Annotated in this window: 14 protein-coding genes; 10 read left to right on the top strand and 4 right to left on the bottom strand. The window is 75.5% G+C overall.

The genetic code is table 11. The annotated features are described in order from the left end of the window. Positions 1-5: 5 nt before the first annotated feature. From ACYVO2_RS16470 to hutI, 3 genes are read left to right on the top strand one after another with little or no spacing between them, the layout of a single operon-like run. Positions 6-1196, top strand: coding sequence for an allantoate amidohydrolase (locus ACYVO2_RS16470; RefSeq protein WP_461008662.1), 1191 nt, complete (start codon positions 6-8; stop codon positions 1194-1196). Further along, the gene (locus ACYVO2_RS16465; RefSeq protein ID WP_461008565.1) at positions 1187-2551 is read left to right on the top strand and encodes a formimidoylglutamate deiminase; all 1365 of its coding nucleotides are present in this window, start codon (positions 1187-1189) and stop codon (positions 2549-2551) included. Before ACYVO2_RS16470 ends, ACYVO2_RS16465 begins: the two co-directional genes overlap by 10 nt. A gap of 3 nt (positions 2552-2554) precedes the next feature. Then, positions 2555-3706 carry an imidazolonepropionase gene (gene hutI / locus ACYVO2_RS16460; protein ID WP_461008564.1) on the top strand — a complete coding sequence of 384 codons (1152 nt, stop codon included), beginning with the start codon at positions 2555-2557 and terminating at the stop codon, positions 3704-3706. 64 nt (positions 3707-3770) lie between these two features. Here hutI and ACYVO2_RS16455 read toward each other — a convergent pair whose 3' ends face one another. Beyond that, positions 3771-4898, bottom strand: coding sequence for a hypothetical protein (locus ACYVO2_RS16455; RefSeq protein WP_461008563.1), 1128 nt, complete (start codon positions 4896-4898; stop codon positions 3771-3773). A 26-nt stretch (positions 4899-4924) separates the two neighbouring features. Further along, entirely contained in the window at positions 4925-5467 is a 543-nt protein-coding gene (locus tag ACYVO2_RS16450; protein ID WP_461008562.1) for an RNA polymerase sigma factor, read from the bottom strand. 248 nt (positions 5468-5715) lie between these two features. Here ACYVO2_RS16450 and ACYVO2_RS16445 point away from each other — a divergent pair, with 248 nt between their 5' ends. Beyond that, complete coding sequence (locus tag ACYVO2_RS16445) at positions 5716-7311, top strand: beta-N-acetylhexosaminidase (RefSeq protein ID WP_461008561.1); 1596 nt, start codon at positions 5716-5718, stop codon at positions 7309-7311. 104 nt (positions 7312-7415) lie between these two features. Here the strand turns inward: ACYVO2_RS16445 and ACYVO2_RS16440 are convergent, their stop codons facing one another. Continuing rightward, positions 7416-8372, bottom strand: a complete 957-nt coding sequence (locus tag ACYVO2_RS16440) for an RNA polymerase sigma factor SigF (RefSeq protein WP_461008560.1) — start codon at positions 8370-8372, stop codon at positions 7416-7418. Between the two features lie 273 nt (positions 8373-8645). Between ACYVO2_RS16440 and ACYVO2_RS16435 the strand changes: the two genes are divergently transcribed. The 6 genes from ACYVO2_RS16435 to ACYVO2_RS16410 all read left to right on the top strand — a co-directional run bounded on the left by ACYVO2_RS16435 (position 8646) and on the right by ACYVO2_RS16410 (position 14027). Beyond that, on the top strand, positions 8646-9014 hold the full coding sequence (locus ACYVO2_RS16435; protein WP_461008559.1) for an STAS domain-containing protein: 369 nt from the start codon (positions 8646-8648) through the stop codon (positions 9012-9014). A 146-nt stretch (positions 9015-9160) separates the two neighbouring features. Further along, positions 9161-9649, top strand: a complete 489-nt coding sequence (locus ACYVO2_RS16430) for an ATP-binding protein (protein WP_461008558.1) — start codon at positions 9161-9163, stop codon at positions 9647-9649. A 403-nt stretch (positions 9650-10052) separates the two neighbouring features. After that, positions 10053-10793, top strand: coding sequence for a peptidase (locus ACYVO2_RS16425; RefSeq protein WP_461008661.1), 741 nt, complete (start codon positions 10053-10055; stop codon positions 10791-10793). 35 nt (positions 10794-10828) lie between these two features. After that, positions 10829-11722: a COG1470 family protein gene (locus ACYVO2_RS16420; protein WP_461008557.1), complete on the top strand. Its 894-nt coding sequence runs from the start codon at positions 10829-10831 to the stop codon at positions 11720-11722. Continuing rightward, positions 11719-12630: a hypothetical protein gene (locus ACYVO2_RS16415; protein ID WP_461008556.1), complete on the top strand. Its 912-nt coding sequence runs from the start codon at positions 11719-11721 to the stop codon at positions 12628-12630. Before ACYVO2_RS16420 ends, ACYVO2_RS16415 begins: the two co-directional genes overlap by 4 nt. A gap of 11 nt (positions 12631-12641) precedes the next feature. After that, the gene (locus ACYVO2_RS16410) at positions 12642-14027 is read left to right on the top strand and encodes a hypothetical protein (RefSeq protein WP_461008660.1); all 1386 of its coding nucleotides are present in this window, start codon (positions 12642-12644) and stop codon (positions 14025-14027) included. Positions 14028-14102: 75 nt separating this feature from the next. Here the strand turns inward: ACYVO2_RS16410 and ACYVO2_RS16405 are convergent, their stop codons facing one another. Next, positions 14103-15620 carry a peptide MFS transporter gene (locus ACYVO2_RS16405; RefSeq protein ID WP_461008555.1) on the bottom strand — a complete coding sequence of 506 codons (1518 nt, stop codon included), beginning with the start codon at positions 15618-15620 and terminating at the stop codon, positions 14103-14105. Positions 15621-15831: the final 211 nt, after the last annotated feature.

Raw genomic sequence — 15831 nt, 5'->3', positions numbered from 1 at the left:
CCGGCATGTGGAAGGAGCTGCTGCCGGTCGGCCGCGACTCCTCGACCGGCGGCTACCGCCGCCACGCCTGGACCGCCGCGGACGCCGAGTGCCGCGCCTGGTTCGCCGAGCAGGCCCGCGCCCGCGGCCTCGTCCACGAGACCGACCGCAACGGCAACCAGTGGGCCTGGCTCGGCGACCCGGCCGCGGGGGACGCCGTGGTGACCGGCTCCCATCTCGACTCCGTGCCCGACGGCGGCGCGTTCGACGGCCCGCTGGGCGTGGTCGGCGCGTTCGCCGCGCTGGACGAGCTGAAGCGCCGGGGCGCCGTCCCGTCCCGCCCCGTCGCCGTGGTCAACTTCGGTGACGAGGAGGGCGCCAGGTTCGGCGTGGCCTGCGTCGGCTCCCGGCTGGCCACGGGCGTGCTCGACCCGCGGCACGCCAGGGAGCTGACCGACGGCGGCGGGGTGACGCTGGCCCGGGCCATGGAGCGGGCCGGGCACGACCCGGAGGCCATCGGCGCCGACCCCGAGCGGCTGGCCCGGATCGGCGCGTTCGTGGAGCTGCACATCGAGCAGGGCCGGGCGCTGGCCGAGGGCACCGGCGCGGCCGTGGGCGTGGCGAGCGCGATCTGGCCGCACGGCCGCTGGCGGTTCGACTTCCGCGGCCGGGCCGACCACGCGGGCACCACCCGTCTGGAGGACCGCCGCGACCCGATGCTCACCTACGCCAACACCGTGCTCGCCGCCCGCAAGAAGGCCCGGCTCGCCGGCGCCCTGGCCACGTTCGGCAAGGTCGCGGTCGAGCCCAACGGCGTCAACGCGATCCCCTCGCTGGTGCGCGGCTGGCTGGACTCGCGCGCCGCCGACGAGGACACCCTCGCCGCCGTGGTCGCCGAGATCGAGCGGGCGGCGGCCGAGCGCGGCGTGCGGGACGGCGTCGAGGTGGCGGTGGTCCGCGAGTCGTACAGCCCGGCCGTGGAGTTCGCGCACGACCTGCGGGACCGGATCGCCGCGCTGCTCGGCGGCGCCCCGGTGCTGCCGACGGGCGCGGGCCACGACGCGGGCATACTCTCGCAGCGGGTGCCCACCGCGATGCTGTTCGTCCGCAACCCCACCGGGGTGTCGCACTCGCCCGCGGAGACCGCCGCGGAGGAGGACTGCGAGGCCGGGGTGCGGGCGCTGGCCGACGTGCTGGAGGAGCTGGCGTGCCGCTGACCGCGACGTTCTGGGCGGAGCACGCCTGGACCGGCGAGGCCGTGGAGGCCGGGGTGCTGGTGGAGGCGGCGGACGGGCGGATCACCGCGGTGCGGCCCCGGGTGGCGGCGCCCCCGCCCGGCGCGGTCGCCCTGCGCGGCCTGACCCTGCCGGGCCTGGCCAACGCCCACTCGCACGCCTTCCACCGGGCGCTGCGCGCCTCCTCCCAGACCGGCCGGGCCCCCGGCTCGTTCTGGACCTGGCGGGAGCGCATGTACGCCGTCGCCGACCGGCTCACCCCGGACACCTACCTGGCGCTGGCGCGCGCGGTGTACGCGGAGATGGCCCTCGCCGGGATCACGGCGGTGGGGGAGTTCCACTATGTCCACCACGCGCCGGGCGGCGCCCCTTACGCCGACCCCAACGCGATGGGCGAGGCGCTGATCGAGGCGGCCGCGCAGGCCGGGATCCGGATCACCCTGCTGGACACCTGCTACCTGTCGTCGGGCTTCGGCGCCCCGCCCGAGCCGCGGCAGCGCAGGTTCTCCGACGGCGGCGCCCAGGAGTGGGCCGAGCGGGTGTCCGCGCTGAAGGAGCGGCCGCACGCCCTGGTCGGCGCGGCCGTGCACTCGGTGCGGGCGGTGCCCGCGGACCAGTTGGCCACCGTGGCGGCCTGGGCGCGGCAGCGGGGCGCGCCGCTGCACGTCCACCTGTCGGAGCAGCCCGCGGAGAACGACGCCTGCCGCGCCGCGCACGGCCGCACCCCCACCGAGCTGCTCGACGACCACGGTGTGCTCGGCCCCGCCACCACCGCCGTGCACGCCACCCACCTCACCGGCGGCGACATCGCCAGGCTCGGCGGCTCCGGCACCGGGGTGTGCCTGTGCCCCACCACGGAGCGGGACCTCGCCGACGGCATCGGCCCGGCGGTGGCGCTGCGGGAGGCGGGCAGCCCGCTCAGCCTCGGCAGCGACAGCCACGCGGTGATCGACCTGTTCGAGGAGGCCCGCGCCACCGAGCTGGACGAGCGGCTGCGCACCCGCGTGCGCGGCCACTGGACGGCGCACGCCCTGCTGCGCGCCGCCACCGCGGACGGGCACGCCGCCCTGGGCCGGCCCGACGCCGGGCGGATCGCGCCGGGCGCGCTCGCCGACCTGGTCACGATCGCCCTGGACACCGTGCGCACCGCCGGGCCCCCGCCCGCGCTGGGCGCCGAGACCGCCGTGTTCGCCGCGACCGCCGCCGACGTGCGCCATGTCGTGGTCGGCGGGCGCGTCGTGGTGCGCGACGGCGTGCACCGACTGGTGGACGACGTGCCCCGGGCGCTCGCCGAGGCCGTCGCCGCCGTCGCCCCCGCCGAGCGAGAGGTCCCCTGAACCGTGGCCACCGTCATCACCGGCATCGGCAGCCTGCTCACCAACGACCCGGCGACGGGCCCGCTGCGGGACGCGGCCGTCGTCGTGGAGGGGGAGCGGATCGCCTGGGTGGGCCCCGCGAACCGCGCCCCCGCGGCCGACCACCGCCACGACGCCGCGGGCCGCGCCATGCTGCCCGGCTTCGTGGACTCCCACTCCCACCTGGTGTTCGCCGGCGACCGCACCGAGGAGTTCACCGCCCGCATGTCCGGGCGGCCGTACGCCGCCGGGGGCATCCGGACCACCGTCGCCGCCACCCGCGCCGCGAGCGACGCCGAGCTCGCGGCGAACGTCGCCCGGTATGTGCGCGAGGCGCTGCGGCAGGGCACCACCACCGTCGAGATCAAGTCCGGCTACGGCCTGACGGTGGACGACGAGGCCCGCTCCCTGCGGATCGCCGCCGCGCACACCCGCGAGGTCACCTTCCTCGGCGCGCACGTGGTGCCGCCGGAGTACGCGGACGACCCGGCCGGGTACGTGGACCTGGTCATCGGGCCCATGCTGGAGGCCTGCGCGCCGCACGCCCGCTGGGTGGACGTCTTCTGCGAGGAGGGCGCGTTCGACGGCGACCAGGCCAGGGCGGTCCTCACCGCGGGCGCCGCGCGCGGCCTGGTGCCCCGCGTCCACGCCAACCAACTGCGCCACGGCCCCGGGGTGCGGCTCGCCGTGGAGCTCGGTGCCGCCTCCGCGGACCACTGCACCCACCTCACCGACGCGGACGTGGACGCGCTGGCGAGCGGGGACACCGTCGCCACCCTGCTCCCCGGCGCGGAGTTCTCCACCCGCGCCCCCTACCCGGACGCGCGCCGCCTGCTGGACGCGGGCGCCACCGTCGCGCTGTCCACCGACTGCAACCCCGGCTCCAGCTTCACCAGCTCCATGCCGTTCTGCGTCGCGGTGGCCGTGCGCGAGATGGGCATGACCCCCGACGAGGCGGTCACCGCCGCCACCCTCGGCGGCGCCCGCGCCCTGCGCCGCGACGACATCGGCCGCGTCACCCCGGGTGCCCGCGCCGACCTGCTGCTGCTGGACGCCCCCAGCCACGTCCACCTCGCCTACCGCCCCGGCGTGCCGCTGACGGCGGCGGTGTGGCGGGGCGGGGAGCGGGTGGTGTGAGACGGGCCCGGCCCGCGGCGGCGTCGCACCACCGCGGGCCGGGCCGACGGGTCTGCGCGGGAGATCAGTCGTCCTCCGGAGCGCTGTCCACCCACTCTGCCGCCGTCACCGCGTGGGAGGAGAACACGGTGCCCGGATCCAGCCCCCTGGTCTCGCCGCCCGGCTTCACCACCGCGTACTCCTTCGCGAGCCCCTTGGCGGTCTCGGAGTCGAGGACCAGCCGCTCCTCGATCACGCCGGCGTACTGCGTGTGCCGGGTCAGGGCCACGGCCGTGCCGGCGCGACCGCGTGCGTCCCTGACATCGTCGATCACCTTCAGGCCGTCGAGGTCCGCGACCATCCGGAACGCCGCGGAGCGGAGCTCCGGGGAGGCCGGGAACGTGAGGATGATGCCGCTGGCGACGTTGAACAGCCACTCCTCCTCGGCCGCCCGGTCGCCCGCCGTGCCGCGATCGCGGCTCTTCAGCAGATCCGCCCTGAGCGCGTCGGGGTCGGTGGGCAGTTTGCGCAGGGCCTCCAAGATCGTCCCGCGCCCGTCCAGCCAGCCGACGTAGACGACGTCGACTCCGGAGAGCCGGTACGACGGATCGCTCAGGCTCAGCTCCTCCGTGCCCTGCCGGGCCCAGATCCTGACCCGGTCGGGAGAGCCGGCCCGCCGCCACGCCGCCCGGTCGGCCTGCGTGTACGGGGCGTACTCTCGGTACACGGACTCCTGCGGCGTGCGGTAATGGTCGCCCCCCCAGGGGATGTACGTCACGGAGCCGCTGCGGTGCGCGATGACGTAGGGGTCGCGCTGTGATGCCACCGGGTGCAGGTTCAGGCGGTCGTCCTGCCTCTTCCAGAACTTGCCCGCCGCCTCCCCCTCCGGGGCCCGCTCCGCCGCCTCCGCCGCCGCCAGCAGCACCGACCGGGCCGACGGCCGGCCGTCCTGCCCGAACCGCGGCTCGGACGCGGTGACGGCGACGACCAGCGCCGCCGCCGCGGCCGCGCCCACCAGCCCCATCCGCCGGGCCCTGGCCGGCACGGCCCGGCCGAACCGCTCCCGCGCCGCCGCCCGCTCCCGCGGCGCGGCCATCGCGGCGGCCAGCTCCGCCGCGCGGGTCGCCGGGTCCGGCGCCCCGTCCGGGTCCAGGTGCTCCGGCCGCGCCCCGGCCAGCCGCAGCACCACGTCGTCGCTGTTCCTGCTGCCCATCCCGATCCTCCGCCTTCCGCCGTCGTTCACCGCGCACCCTCTCCCGCCGCGATCCGCACCCGGGGCCGGTCGGCCGGGGCGTCGGAGCGCTCCTCCGCCGCCCGCGCCAGCCGCCTGCGGGCCCGGTGCAGCCGGACCCGCATGGCGGCCGGGGTGCATCCGACGACCCGCGCCGCCTCGCGCGGGGTGAGCCCCTGCCAGGCGGCGAGGATCAGCACCTCCCGGTCGTCCTCGCCCAGCTCGCCCAGGGCCCGCAGCAGCACCAGCCGGTCGGCGACGTCGTCGGCCACGTCGTCCTCCGCCACCTCGGCCCACGCCCGCAGCTCGGCCGCGAACGACTCGCGCCTGACCTCGGCGCGGACGCTGTCGCGCAGTACGTTCCTGGCGACGCCGAGCAGCCAGGGCAGCGGCGGCTCGGGCAGCTCGGCGAAGCGGCGCCAGGCCACGGTGAACGTCTCGCTCACCACCTCGTCGGCGACCTGCCGCCCGGCGCGGCTGACCACATAGGCCCACACGCGCCGGCGGCACTCGTCATACATCGCGGTGAAGCGTTCCGCTTCGTCGGCCACCACCGCACCTCCGTCCCTCCGGGTGTCCTGTCACGGGGAAGTGGTGCGGGAGCCCCGATCGTTACCGCCACGACTGCATCCGCGTCCGAACGCCTCCGCGCCCGCATCCGCGCCCGCATCCGCGACCGTGCGCCGCCTCCCAGTCCGTCCCTCTTTCGGCCCCGTCCGGCGCAAAGGTCTGGACCAGAGCGGGTCCGGCACCGCACAGTGCTCAGCAGGCACACCCGCCTCCGGAGAAGGGACCCGATGTGCGACCCGGAAGCCTGCTGAGATCCCTGACCGCGCTCCTGCTCTGCCTCGGCGCCACCGCCGCCTCGTCCGCGGCGGCCGCCCCGGCCCCGGCCGCCGACCCCGCCCCCGACGCGCCCGGCTACGACCGGCTCGTCCCCGCCCCCGCCGAGGCCCGCGCCACCGGCGGCGCGGGCTTCGCCCTCGGGCCGGCGACCAGGATCCACGTGCCCGCGGACTCGCGGGAGGCCGCGCGGGTCGGGGAGTACCTGGCCGGGATCCTGCGGCCGTCCACCGGCTACCGCCTGCCGGTCACCACCGCGCCGGGCCGCGGCGGCATCGTGTTCGTCCTCGGCCGCGGCGGCACCGGCCCCGAGGGCTACCGGCTCGACGTCACCGACCGGGCCGTCACCGTCACCGCGGAGCGGCCCGCCGGGCTGTTCCACGCCGTGCAGACCCTGCGGCAACTGCTCCCGCCGCGGGTCGAGAGCCGCGAGCGCCGCCCCGGCCCGTGGACCGTGCCCGCGGGCACCGTCACCGACCGGCCGCGCTACGCCCACCGCGGCGCCATGCTGGACCTGGCCCGGCACTTCTTCACCGTCGACCAGGTCAAGCGGTACATCGACCAGCTCGCCCTGTACAAGGTCAACCGGCTGCACCTGCACCTCACCGACGACCAGGGCTGGCGCATCGCCGTGGAGAGCTGGCCGCGCCTGGCGACGTACGGCGGGTCCACGCAGGTCGGCGGCGGACCCGGCGGGTACTGGACGAAGGAGCAGTACCGGGAGGTGGTCCGCTACGCGGCGTCCCGGTACCTCACCGTGATCCCCGAGATCGACATGCCGGGCCACACCAACGCCGCGCTCGCCAGCTACCCCGAGCTGAACTGCGACGGCGTGGCGCCCCCGCTGTACACCGGCATCGAGGTCGGGTTCAGCTCGCTGTGCGTGGACAAGGAGGTGACCTACGACTTCGTGGACGACGTGGTCCGCGAGATCGCCGCGCTCACCCCGGGGGAGTACCTGCACATCGGCGGCGACGAGGCGCACGCCACCAGCCACGAGGACTACGTCGCGTTCATGGACCGCGCCCAGCGGACGGTGGCGCGGTACGGCAAGACGGTCGTCGGCTGGCACCAGCTCACCGGCGCCCGGCCCGCCGAGGGGGCCGTCGCCCAGTACTGGGGCGTGACCGGCACCGAGCCCGAGGTGGCCGCCGCCGCCCGGGCGGGCACCCGGCTGATCCTGTCCCCGGCCAACCGCACCTACCTGGACATGAAGTACGACCCCGCCACGCCGCTCGGCCTCAACTGGGCCGGCTACGTGGAGGTGCGGCAGTCCTACGACTGGGACCCGGCGACGTACGTCCAGGGCGCCCCGGCCTCGGCCGTGCTCGGGGTGGAGGCGCCGCTGTGGACGGAGACGATCACCACGAGCGACCACATCGAGTACATGGCCTTCCCCCGCCTGCCCGCGGTGGCCGAGCTGGGCTGGTCCCCGGCCCACACCCACGACTGGGAGTCCTTCCGGCAGCGCCTGGCCGCCCAGGGCCCGCGCTGGGACGTGCTCGGCATCGACTACCACCGCTCGCCCCAGGTGCCCTGGCCGGCCGGGTGACCCGGTACCGGTGACGGGGGCGGGCACCGCGCCCGCACGGCACACGGGCCGGGGCGCGCCGTCGCGGCGCGTCCCGGCCCGTGTGCGCGGCGGGTCGTTCCCGGTCAGTCCTCCGCCAGCAGCCCCGTCCGCAGCCGGGTGAGGGTGCGGGAGAGGAGGCGGGAGACGTGCATCTGGGAGATGCCCAGCTCCTCCCCTATCTCGGACTGGGTCATGTTGCCCACGAACCGCAGCGAGAGGATCTTGCGGTCCCTGGCCGGCAGCCCGGCGATCAGCGGCTTGAGGGCCTCGCGGTACTCCACGCCCTCCAGGTCGTGGTCCTCGTAGCCGATCCGGTGGGCCAGCGCGCCCTCGGAGTCGTCGTCCTCGGGCTGGGCGTCCAGCGAGCTCGCGGTGTACGCGTTGCTCGCCGCCATGCCCTCGACGACCTCCTCGGGGGAGAGGGAGAGGCGCTCGGCGAGCTCCTTCACGGTCGGCGCCCGGTCCAGCTCCTGTGCCAGCTCGTCACCGGCCTTCGCCAGGTCCAGACGCAGCTCCTGGAGGCGGCGCGGCACCCGGACCGACCAGCTCGTGTCCCGGAAGAAGCGTTTGATCTCGCCCACGATCGTGGGCATCGCGAATGTGGGGAACTCCACGCCGCGGTCGATCTCGAACCGGTCGATCGCCTTGATCAGACCGATCGTCCCGACCTGGACGATGTCCTCCATCGGCTCGCTGCGGGAGCGGAACCTGGAGGCGGCGAACCGCACCAGGGCGAGGTTCAGCTCGACCAGCGTGTTGCGCACGTACTGGTACTCGTGCGTGCCCTCCTCCAGCGTCGTCAGGCGCTTGAAGAGGGTCTTGGACAGGGCCCGCGCGTCCAGCGGAGCCACCTCGTCGTACGGGGGGATCTCGGGCAGGCCGTCCTCCCGGAGGTCGCCGGCGATGTCGAACTCGCCGGTGCCCTCCGCTTCGAGGGCCCGCGTGCCGGGGACGAACTCCTCCGCGACCCCCGTGGGGGCGGCCGACGACTCGTGCCTCGCGAGTGTTCCTGTGCGCGTGTCGTCGCGCTGGGGTGCCATGTGCTCCTCCCTCGTTGCCGGCAGCCTCGCTGCCGTCCGTGCTTCATGCCGTGCCGGGCCGGCGCACCTCCTGTCCTGGTCCTCGCTCACGGGTCCCGCTGGTCGGCGGGGACGATTTTTCGCCCTTCCACACCTACTCTCTCCTTGCGATCGTTTGCAAGGCAGGGCCGCCCCGGACACGTTCGCGAACGATCGTTCGACGGGGTAACTACCTCTGCGCGGCCGAAGGGCGTAGGGTTCACCTGCGAATGCGCGGACCACAGGAGGGTGAGGATGGACGGCGGCGTCACCGATACGACCGGACGTGACCGGCTCCGGGTTGAGGTGCGCAAGCAGAGCGGGAGCGCTGTCGTGACGCCTTCGGGGGAGCTGGACCACCACACGGCGGACCTGCTGCGCGAGCAGCTCGAGCGGTGCCTCGACAGCGGGGACCACCGGCTGGTGGTGGACTGCTCGGCCCTGGAGTTCTGCGACTCCACCGGTCTGAACGTGCTGCTGGCCGCCCGGCTGAAGGCCGTGGAGGCCGGGGGCGGCATCCATCTGGCGGGAATGCGCCCCGCGGTGGCCCGGGTCTTCGAGATCACCGGGGCCGACGCGGTGTTCACCGTGCACGAACAACTGGACCAGGCACTGGCCGATTGACCTGCGAGGCCGCGGGGCGGATGCCGCCCCGCGGCCCGCGTCTGCCTGTGCGAGGGGGCGAACCCGGGCAACCGGGAGGTTTCAAGAGTCCCCGTCGGGCAGGAGATCCCTCGAAACGTGTCCGAAGTCGGTGAGGTGAAGCGCGGATGAGCACCACCCGGCCCTTCATGCCGGACGACCGCGGTGCGTCCGGGATGGGCGATATGGTGACACCTGTGGCCGGGCAGGTGCGCAGGCTGTTGCTCGCGGGGACGAGCGGCGTGGTGGCGCGCGCCCGCGACTTCACCCGTGAGGCGCTGCACGACTGGGGCTGGCTTCCCGCCACGACCCCGGACGGGCAGGCGGCGGCGGAGGACGTGCTGCTCGTCGTCTCGGAGCTGGTCACCAACGCCTGTCTGCACGCGGGCGGCGCCCAGGAGCTGCGGCTCCGCCGGGACGCGAAGACGCTGCGCCTGGAGGTGAGCGACACCTCCGACGACCATCCCCAGCGCCGCAGCCCGCACCGCGGCAGCAGACCGGGCGGCCACGGCATGTACATCGTCGAGCGGCTGTGCTCCGGCTGGGGAGCGGTCGCCCACGACGGCGGGGGCGGCAAGACCGTCTGGGCGGAGATCGCCGTTCCGGGCACCGCCTGAGCGGGCCCGCCCCGGCAGGGCGCGCGTTCGTGCCGAGCGTGCCCTCCCGTCCCGCGCACCACGTCTCGCGTCCCCGCGCACCGTCGCGTCGCCACGCCGTCCGCCCTGCCGCGCGCGTTCTCCGTCCCTCCCGGGCGCCACGCGCTCGTACCGCCGCGTGCCGCCTCCCGCCGACGGGCAGACCGTCCCCACCACCGGGTGCCCCTTCCGAGCATCGTCCCGTCCCGCTCTTTCGGGTGTGTTTCCGGCGTGTGAACGTGCCTTTGTGAAAGCCCTTCCCTCCGCGCGCCCCTGGGCGTACTGTCGCGCTCTGACCCGCTATCTGACGCCCCATCAGTAGTCCGGGCGCGCGCACCGGCCCGGTGGAGGGAGTGGACGCGACGTGCCCAGGCCCCGGCCCCAGTTGCACCACCGCACAGCCCTCGCCCGGGGCGGCGCCGCCGGGCTCGCCGGCGCCACGGCCGCGGCGGCCCTGCTGCTCACCGCCCCCGCGGCGCACGCGCGGATCGTGGACGTGGACTACCGCTGCAAAACGCCGATCGGGGACAAGAGCGCCGTCTCCCCGATCGACATCAAGGCGGTCGAGAGCGGCTCCGCGTACCGGCTCACCATGACCTTCAACAAGGGCGTCTCCTCCAGCCCGGTCGAGCTCGGCCCGGGGACGATGAAGCCCAGCGCCCTGATCCGGCTAGGCGGCGCGGACTCCGGCACGGTCACCGTCACCGGCCCGCCCAACACCGAGGCCGTGCCCGCCGACGCCCCCATCAAGATCAACGACCTGAGCGGCACCTACACCCCGAAGAAGTCCGGCGAGGTCACCTTCACCGCGGGCACCCTCACCATCAAGGCGCTCGGCACCACCACCACCTGCACCCCCGGCAACAACCCCGGGCCCTCGCTCACCCTGGACGTCACGGTGGCGGGCGGCTCCGGCGGCGGGTCGCAGGGCGGCGGGTCCACCGGCGGCGCCTCCGGCGGCTCGTCCACGGGCGGCGGGTCCACGGGCGGCGCCGCCCTGCCCGACACCGGGCCCGCCGACGGCGCCGTCGCCCTGGCCACGTTCGGCGGCACCGTGCTGCTCCTCGGCGTCGCGGGCGGCCTGTGGGTGACGCGGGGCGGCGTCCGCGCGTCACGGCGCCCGTGAGGGCAGCGGGCGCCGCGCCGCGGGGGGTGTGCGCCGTGCTGCTGACGGCCGCCGCGCTGGCCGTCCCCCCGCCGGCGCACGCGGCGGACCCGGCCCGCTGGTCGCTGGCCCCGGCAGCGCCGGAGGGCACCGCCGGGGCGGACGGCGGCTCCGTCCGCCTCCAGGGGGCGCCCGGGGACGTGCTGGAGGACGCCGTCGCCGTCACCAATCCCGCGGCCGAGCCCCTCACGGTGCGACTGCGCGGCACCGGCCGGGGCTCCGGCGGGTGGATCGCGCTCGCCGGGGACCGGGTCACCGTCCCGCCGCGGACCCGGGCCCGCGTCCCGTTCACCGTCACCCTGCCCGGGGCGGCCGAACCCGGCGGCCATCTGGCGGCGATCACCGCCACGGCCGGGGCGCGCACCGCGCGGCTCCCCGTCCACGTGCGGGTGACCGGGCCGGCGCTGACCGCGCTCACCGTGGAGAACGTCACCGTGCGCCGGGCGCAGCCCGCCGTCCCCGGCTCCGGGGCGAGCACCGCCACCGTCCACTACACCCTGGTCAACCGGGGCAACGTCACGGTGCGGCCCCGGCTCACCGTGCGGGCGGAGGGCCTGTTCGGGCGGACGCTGATGCGGCGCCCGGCGAGCGGAGTGCCGGCCCGACTGCCACCGGGGCGGCGCGTGGAGCTGACCGAGCGGTGGGACCAGGCGCCCCGCCTGGACCGGGTGCGGGTGGTGGTGACGGCGACGGCCGGGGGGCGGAGCGGCTCCGGCGCGGCGACCTTCACCGCCGTGCCGTGGGCGGCCGCCGGCACGGTGCTCGCCGCGCTCGGCGCCCTGACGGCCCGGCTGGTCCTCACCCGGCGGCGGCACGCGGGGCGTCCGGGGGAGCGCGCCGGGGGCGGGCCCGCCCCCGAGCCGGTAGCGGCGGGAGGGGGCCCGGCGTGAGCACGTCCCCGCGCCGGCCGCTCGCCGTGCTCGCCGTCCTCGCCCTGACCTGCTGCCTCGCCCTGTGGGCGCCCCCGCGGGCGCGCGCCGCCGAGCCCTCCGTCGTCCTCACCCCCAAGCAGGGCGGTGTCGGCGGCACCGTCACCGTCACCGGCCGGGGCTGGCCGCCCGGCGCCCTGCTCACCGTGCTGGTGTGCGGGCAGAACGGCATCGGCGGCACCACCGCCTGCGCCAACGCCGACGGCCTGGCGGGCCGCGCCGACGAGCGCGGCCGGATCACGCTGCGACTGCCGGTCGCCGAGCCGCCCAGGCCCTGCCCGTGCGTGGTGCGGGTGGCCGATGTGACGGGCGAGGACGCGGCCGTGGTGGACGTGCCGTTCACCGTCGCCGGGCACCCGGTCGCCGAGCCGCCGAAGGAGCCGCCCGCCCGGCTGACCGCCCTGCGGGTCAGGCTGGACGGGTCGGGCGGGCTGCTGGAGTGGTTCGGCGCCCCGCCGGAGCGCACCGTCGTCGTCACCGTCGCCAACCTCGGCTCCACCCCGGCGGTCACCCCGGTCTTCCGGGTCGGCACCGCCCACTCCGTCTTCGCCCCCGACTGGCGCGACGTGCGCTGGGACGGCACCCTGCCGCCCGGCCGGGAGCGCGAGGTCCGGCTCCCGGTGGAGCTGGCGGCGGGCGCGCACGGCGACTACGCCGTCTCGGTCGAGTACGGCGGCGAACTGCTCGCCGAACAGCCGTGGACGGTGCCGCGGCCCTGGGGCGTGACGCTGTTCCTGGTGCTGCTGTGCGTGGTGGTGCCCGCGGCCCTGTTCCGGATCGGCCTGCTCATCGTCAACCGGGTGCGCCCCGGCCGCCCCGCGGCCGCCGCCCCGGTCCCCGCACCCGTGAGCTCCTCGTCGAAGGGATGATCGTGAGAACGCTGCGCGGACGACCGCGACCCCCCACCGCACGCCCCCGCGTCTCCGCGGCCCGCGCCGCGGCCGCGGCCGGGGCGGCCCTCGTCCTCGGCGGCGGCACACTGCTGGCCCTGCCGGGGTCCGCGACGGCGGCGGAGGTCTCCTACGCCACCGAGTGCCAGCCGCCGCTGGGCATGCCCGCGATCCAGGGCACCACCAAGGCGGACATCCAGGCCCCGGCCACGGCGAAGGTGGGCGACGAGATCACCGTCGGGTGGAGGACGGTCCAGGCGGCGTCCAAGAACCCGGACATCCTGGACCTGGAGGCCGACACCGTCCAGCCGACGGGGAAGATCGCCGTCGGCGGCGCGCAGACGGCGACGCTGGAGGTGCAGGGGCCGCGGCAGAACCCGCCGATCCCGAAGAACACCGAGATGAAGCTGTCGGACATGACCGGCACGCTGAAGCTCACCGCGCCGGGCGAGGTCACGCTCACACCGGGCGAGTACAACGTCAACGTGAGCAAGCCGATGCCCACGGACACCGTGTGCAAGCCCACCGAGCAGGTGCCGGTGGCGGTGACGATCAAGGTGACCCAGGACGGGGGGACCACGGGGACCACCGGGACGACGGGGACCACCGGGACCACGGGAACTACCGGCACCACCGGGACGACCGGCACCACCGGCACCACCGGCACCACCGGCACCGTGGGTGGCGGCGGTGGTGACCCCGACGGCACCAAGTACCCGGGCAAGCAGGTGGACGTCGCCTACGCGTGCAAGACCCCGATCGGCGACAAGCAGGCCACCTCGGGCGTCACCGTGGACGCCGTCTCGGACAAGGGCTCCTACGACCTGACGGTGAGGTTCGGCGCCAGCGTCATGGACAGCCCGGCCGACATCCCGGCGAACTCCGTCAAGCCCAGCATGAAGGTGAAGGTCGGCGGCGCGGAGAACGGCGAGGTCGCGGTGGCGGGCCCGGCCAACACCGCCCCCATCAAGTCCGGCGACCCCATCGAGGTCCCCGACATGACCGGCACCTACAAGCCGGGCGCCACCGGCAAGGTCACCCTCACCCCGGGCGTCCTCACCGTGGAGGCGCTGGGCACCACGACCACCTGCACCCCCGTGAAGGACCCGGGCGCCTCGCTGGAGCTCACCGTCAAGGAGCAGTCCGGCGGCGTGGCGGGCGGCTCCGACTCCGGCGGCGCCTCCGGCGGGACGAGCGGCACGGCGGGCACCACCGGCACCACCGGCACATCCGGCACCTCCGGCGGAGGGCTCGCCGACACCGGCGCGGACGGCGTCGGCTCCGTGCGGGCGCTCGGCGTGCTGGCGGGCACGGTGCTGCTCGTCGGCGTCGCCCTGGTCACCTTCACCCCGTGGCGGCGCCTGCGCCGCGAGTGACCCGGGCACGGCCGAGCCCCGGCGCACGCGCCGCACGCGCACGCCGGGGCTCGGTGCTCCCGCGGGGGCGAGCCGTTACCTGACGGAGCCCATCAGCGCCCGTATCCGCCGCTGCGCCACCATGAACGCCAGCCCGCCGAGGACCGCGAGGACCGCCCACAGCGTGTAGTACATGGCGTCGCCCAGCGGCTCGTTCAGCTTGGTCGCCCAGCCGTTGATCGCGTTGCCGGTGGCCGTGGCCAGGAACCACAGGCCCATCACCTGGCTGGCGAACCGCGCCGGGGCCAGCTTGGTGGACAGCGACAGGCCCACCGGGGACAGGCACATCTCACCGAGGGTCTGCACCAGGTACACCGAAAGCAGCCAGAACACCGTGACCTTGCCGGTGTCGCTGCTCGCCGCCGCCGCGCCCGCCAGGCCCATGATCCCGAACGAGCCGCCGATCAGCAGCATCGCCAGCGCGAACTTCGTCACCGTGCTCGGCTCGCGGCTGCGCCGGGCCAGCCACACCCACACGGAGGCGAACACCGGCGCCAGCACGATGACGAACACCGGGTTGACCGACTGGAACCAGCTCGCCGGGAACTCCCAGCCGCCGACCGACCGGTCCGTCTTGTTGTCCGCGAACAGCGTCAGCAGCGAGCCGGACTGGTCGTAGATCATCCAGAACAGCACCGAGGTCACGAAGAACCACATGAACGCCCGTATCCGCGGACGCTCCTCCGCCGACAGCGACGGGCTGCGGAACATCACGGTGAAGTACACCACCGGCACGGCGATGCCGAGCACGGCCATGACGTTCACCAGGTGCTCGATGTCGTAGGTGCCCAGGGCCACGTCGAGCGCCAGCGCGGCGGCGGCCACGCCCAGCCACAGCGCCGCCCTGCGCGCCACCGTCCGCTTCTCCCGCGGGCTCGCCGGGGTCGGCGGCACCCGGCCGATGTCGCCCAGGTGGCGGGAGCCGAGCACGTACTGCACCAGCGCCAGCGTCATGCCCACACCGGCCAGGCCGAAGCCGAGGTGCCAGTCCACCTTCTCGCCGACGGTGCCGACGACCAGCGGCGCGGCCAGGGCGCCGATGTTGATGCCCATGTAGAAGAGGGTGAATCCGGCGTCGCGGCGGGCGCTGTCACCGGGCGCGTACAGCCCGCCGACCATCGTGGAGATGTTCGGCTTGAGCAGTCCGGTGCCCAGCGCGATCAGCAGCAGGCCGACGAAGAACGTGGCGTCCGCCGGGATGGCCAGCACATAGTGCCCCGCCGCGATGACGGCGCCGCCGACCAGGACGGCCTTGCGGGCGCCCCACACCCGGTCGGCGATCCAGCCGCCCGGCATGGCGAGCATGTAGACCAGCGCGTTGTACACGCCGTAGATCGCGGCGGCGAGCGCCTCGCGGTCCTCGAGCGGACCGTCGAGCACCCCGGCCACCAGGTACAGGGTGAGGATGGCCCGCATCCCGTACCAACTGAACCGCTCCCACATCTCGGTCATGAAGAGCGTGGCCAGGCCGCGGGGGTGGCCGAAGAAGGACGAGTCGCCGACAGGGGTCCCCTGTGTGCCGTCCTTCGACAGGCTGGGCAGGCTTGACGCCATAGGTGGTTCCTTGCGTGTCGGGGCGCGCGCGGGGCGCGCGTCCGTCAGGTGGTCGGCCGGTTTCCGGCGCGCGGACGGCCGGGACACCCGGTGCGGAGCACCGTGCGCCCGTGCTGGGGAAGCAGCCGCACACCGGGATCCGCGCCCGCGCAGCGTCGCGCGCGGCGGGATCCTGCGGTCACGTCGTTGACCAACGGGGGCGGGCCGGTGC

It is taken from the genome of Streptomyces capparidis (assembly GCF_054782095.1).
Note: the sequence above shows the minus strand (reverse complement) of the source record. Positions and strands in the feature narration are given on the sequence as shown.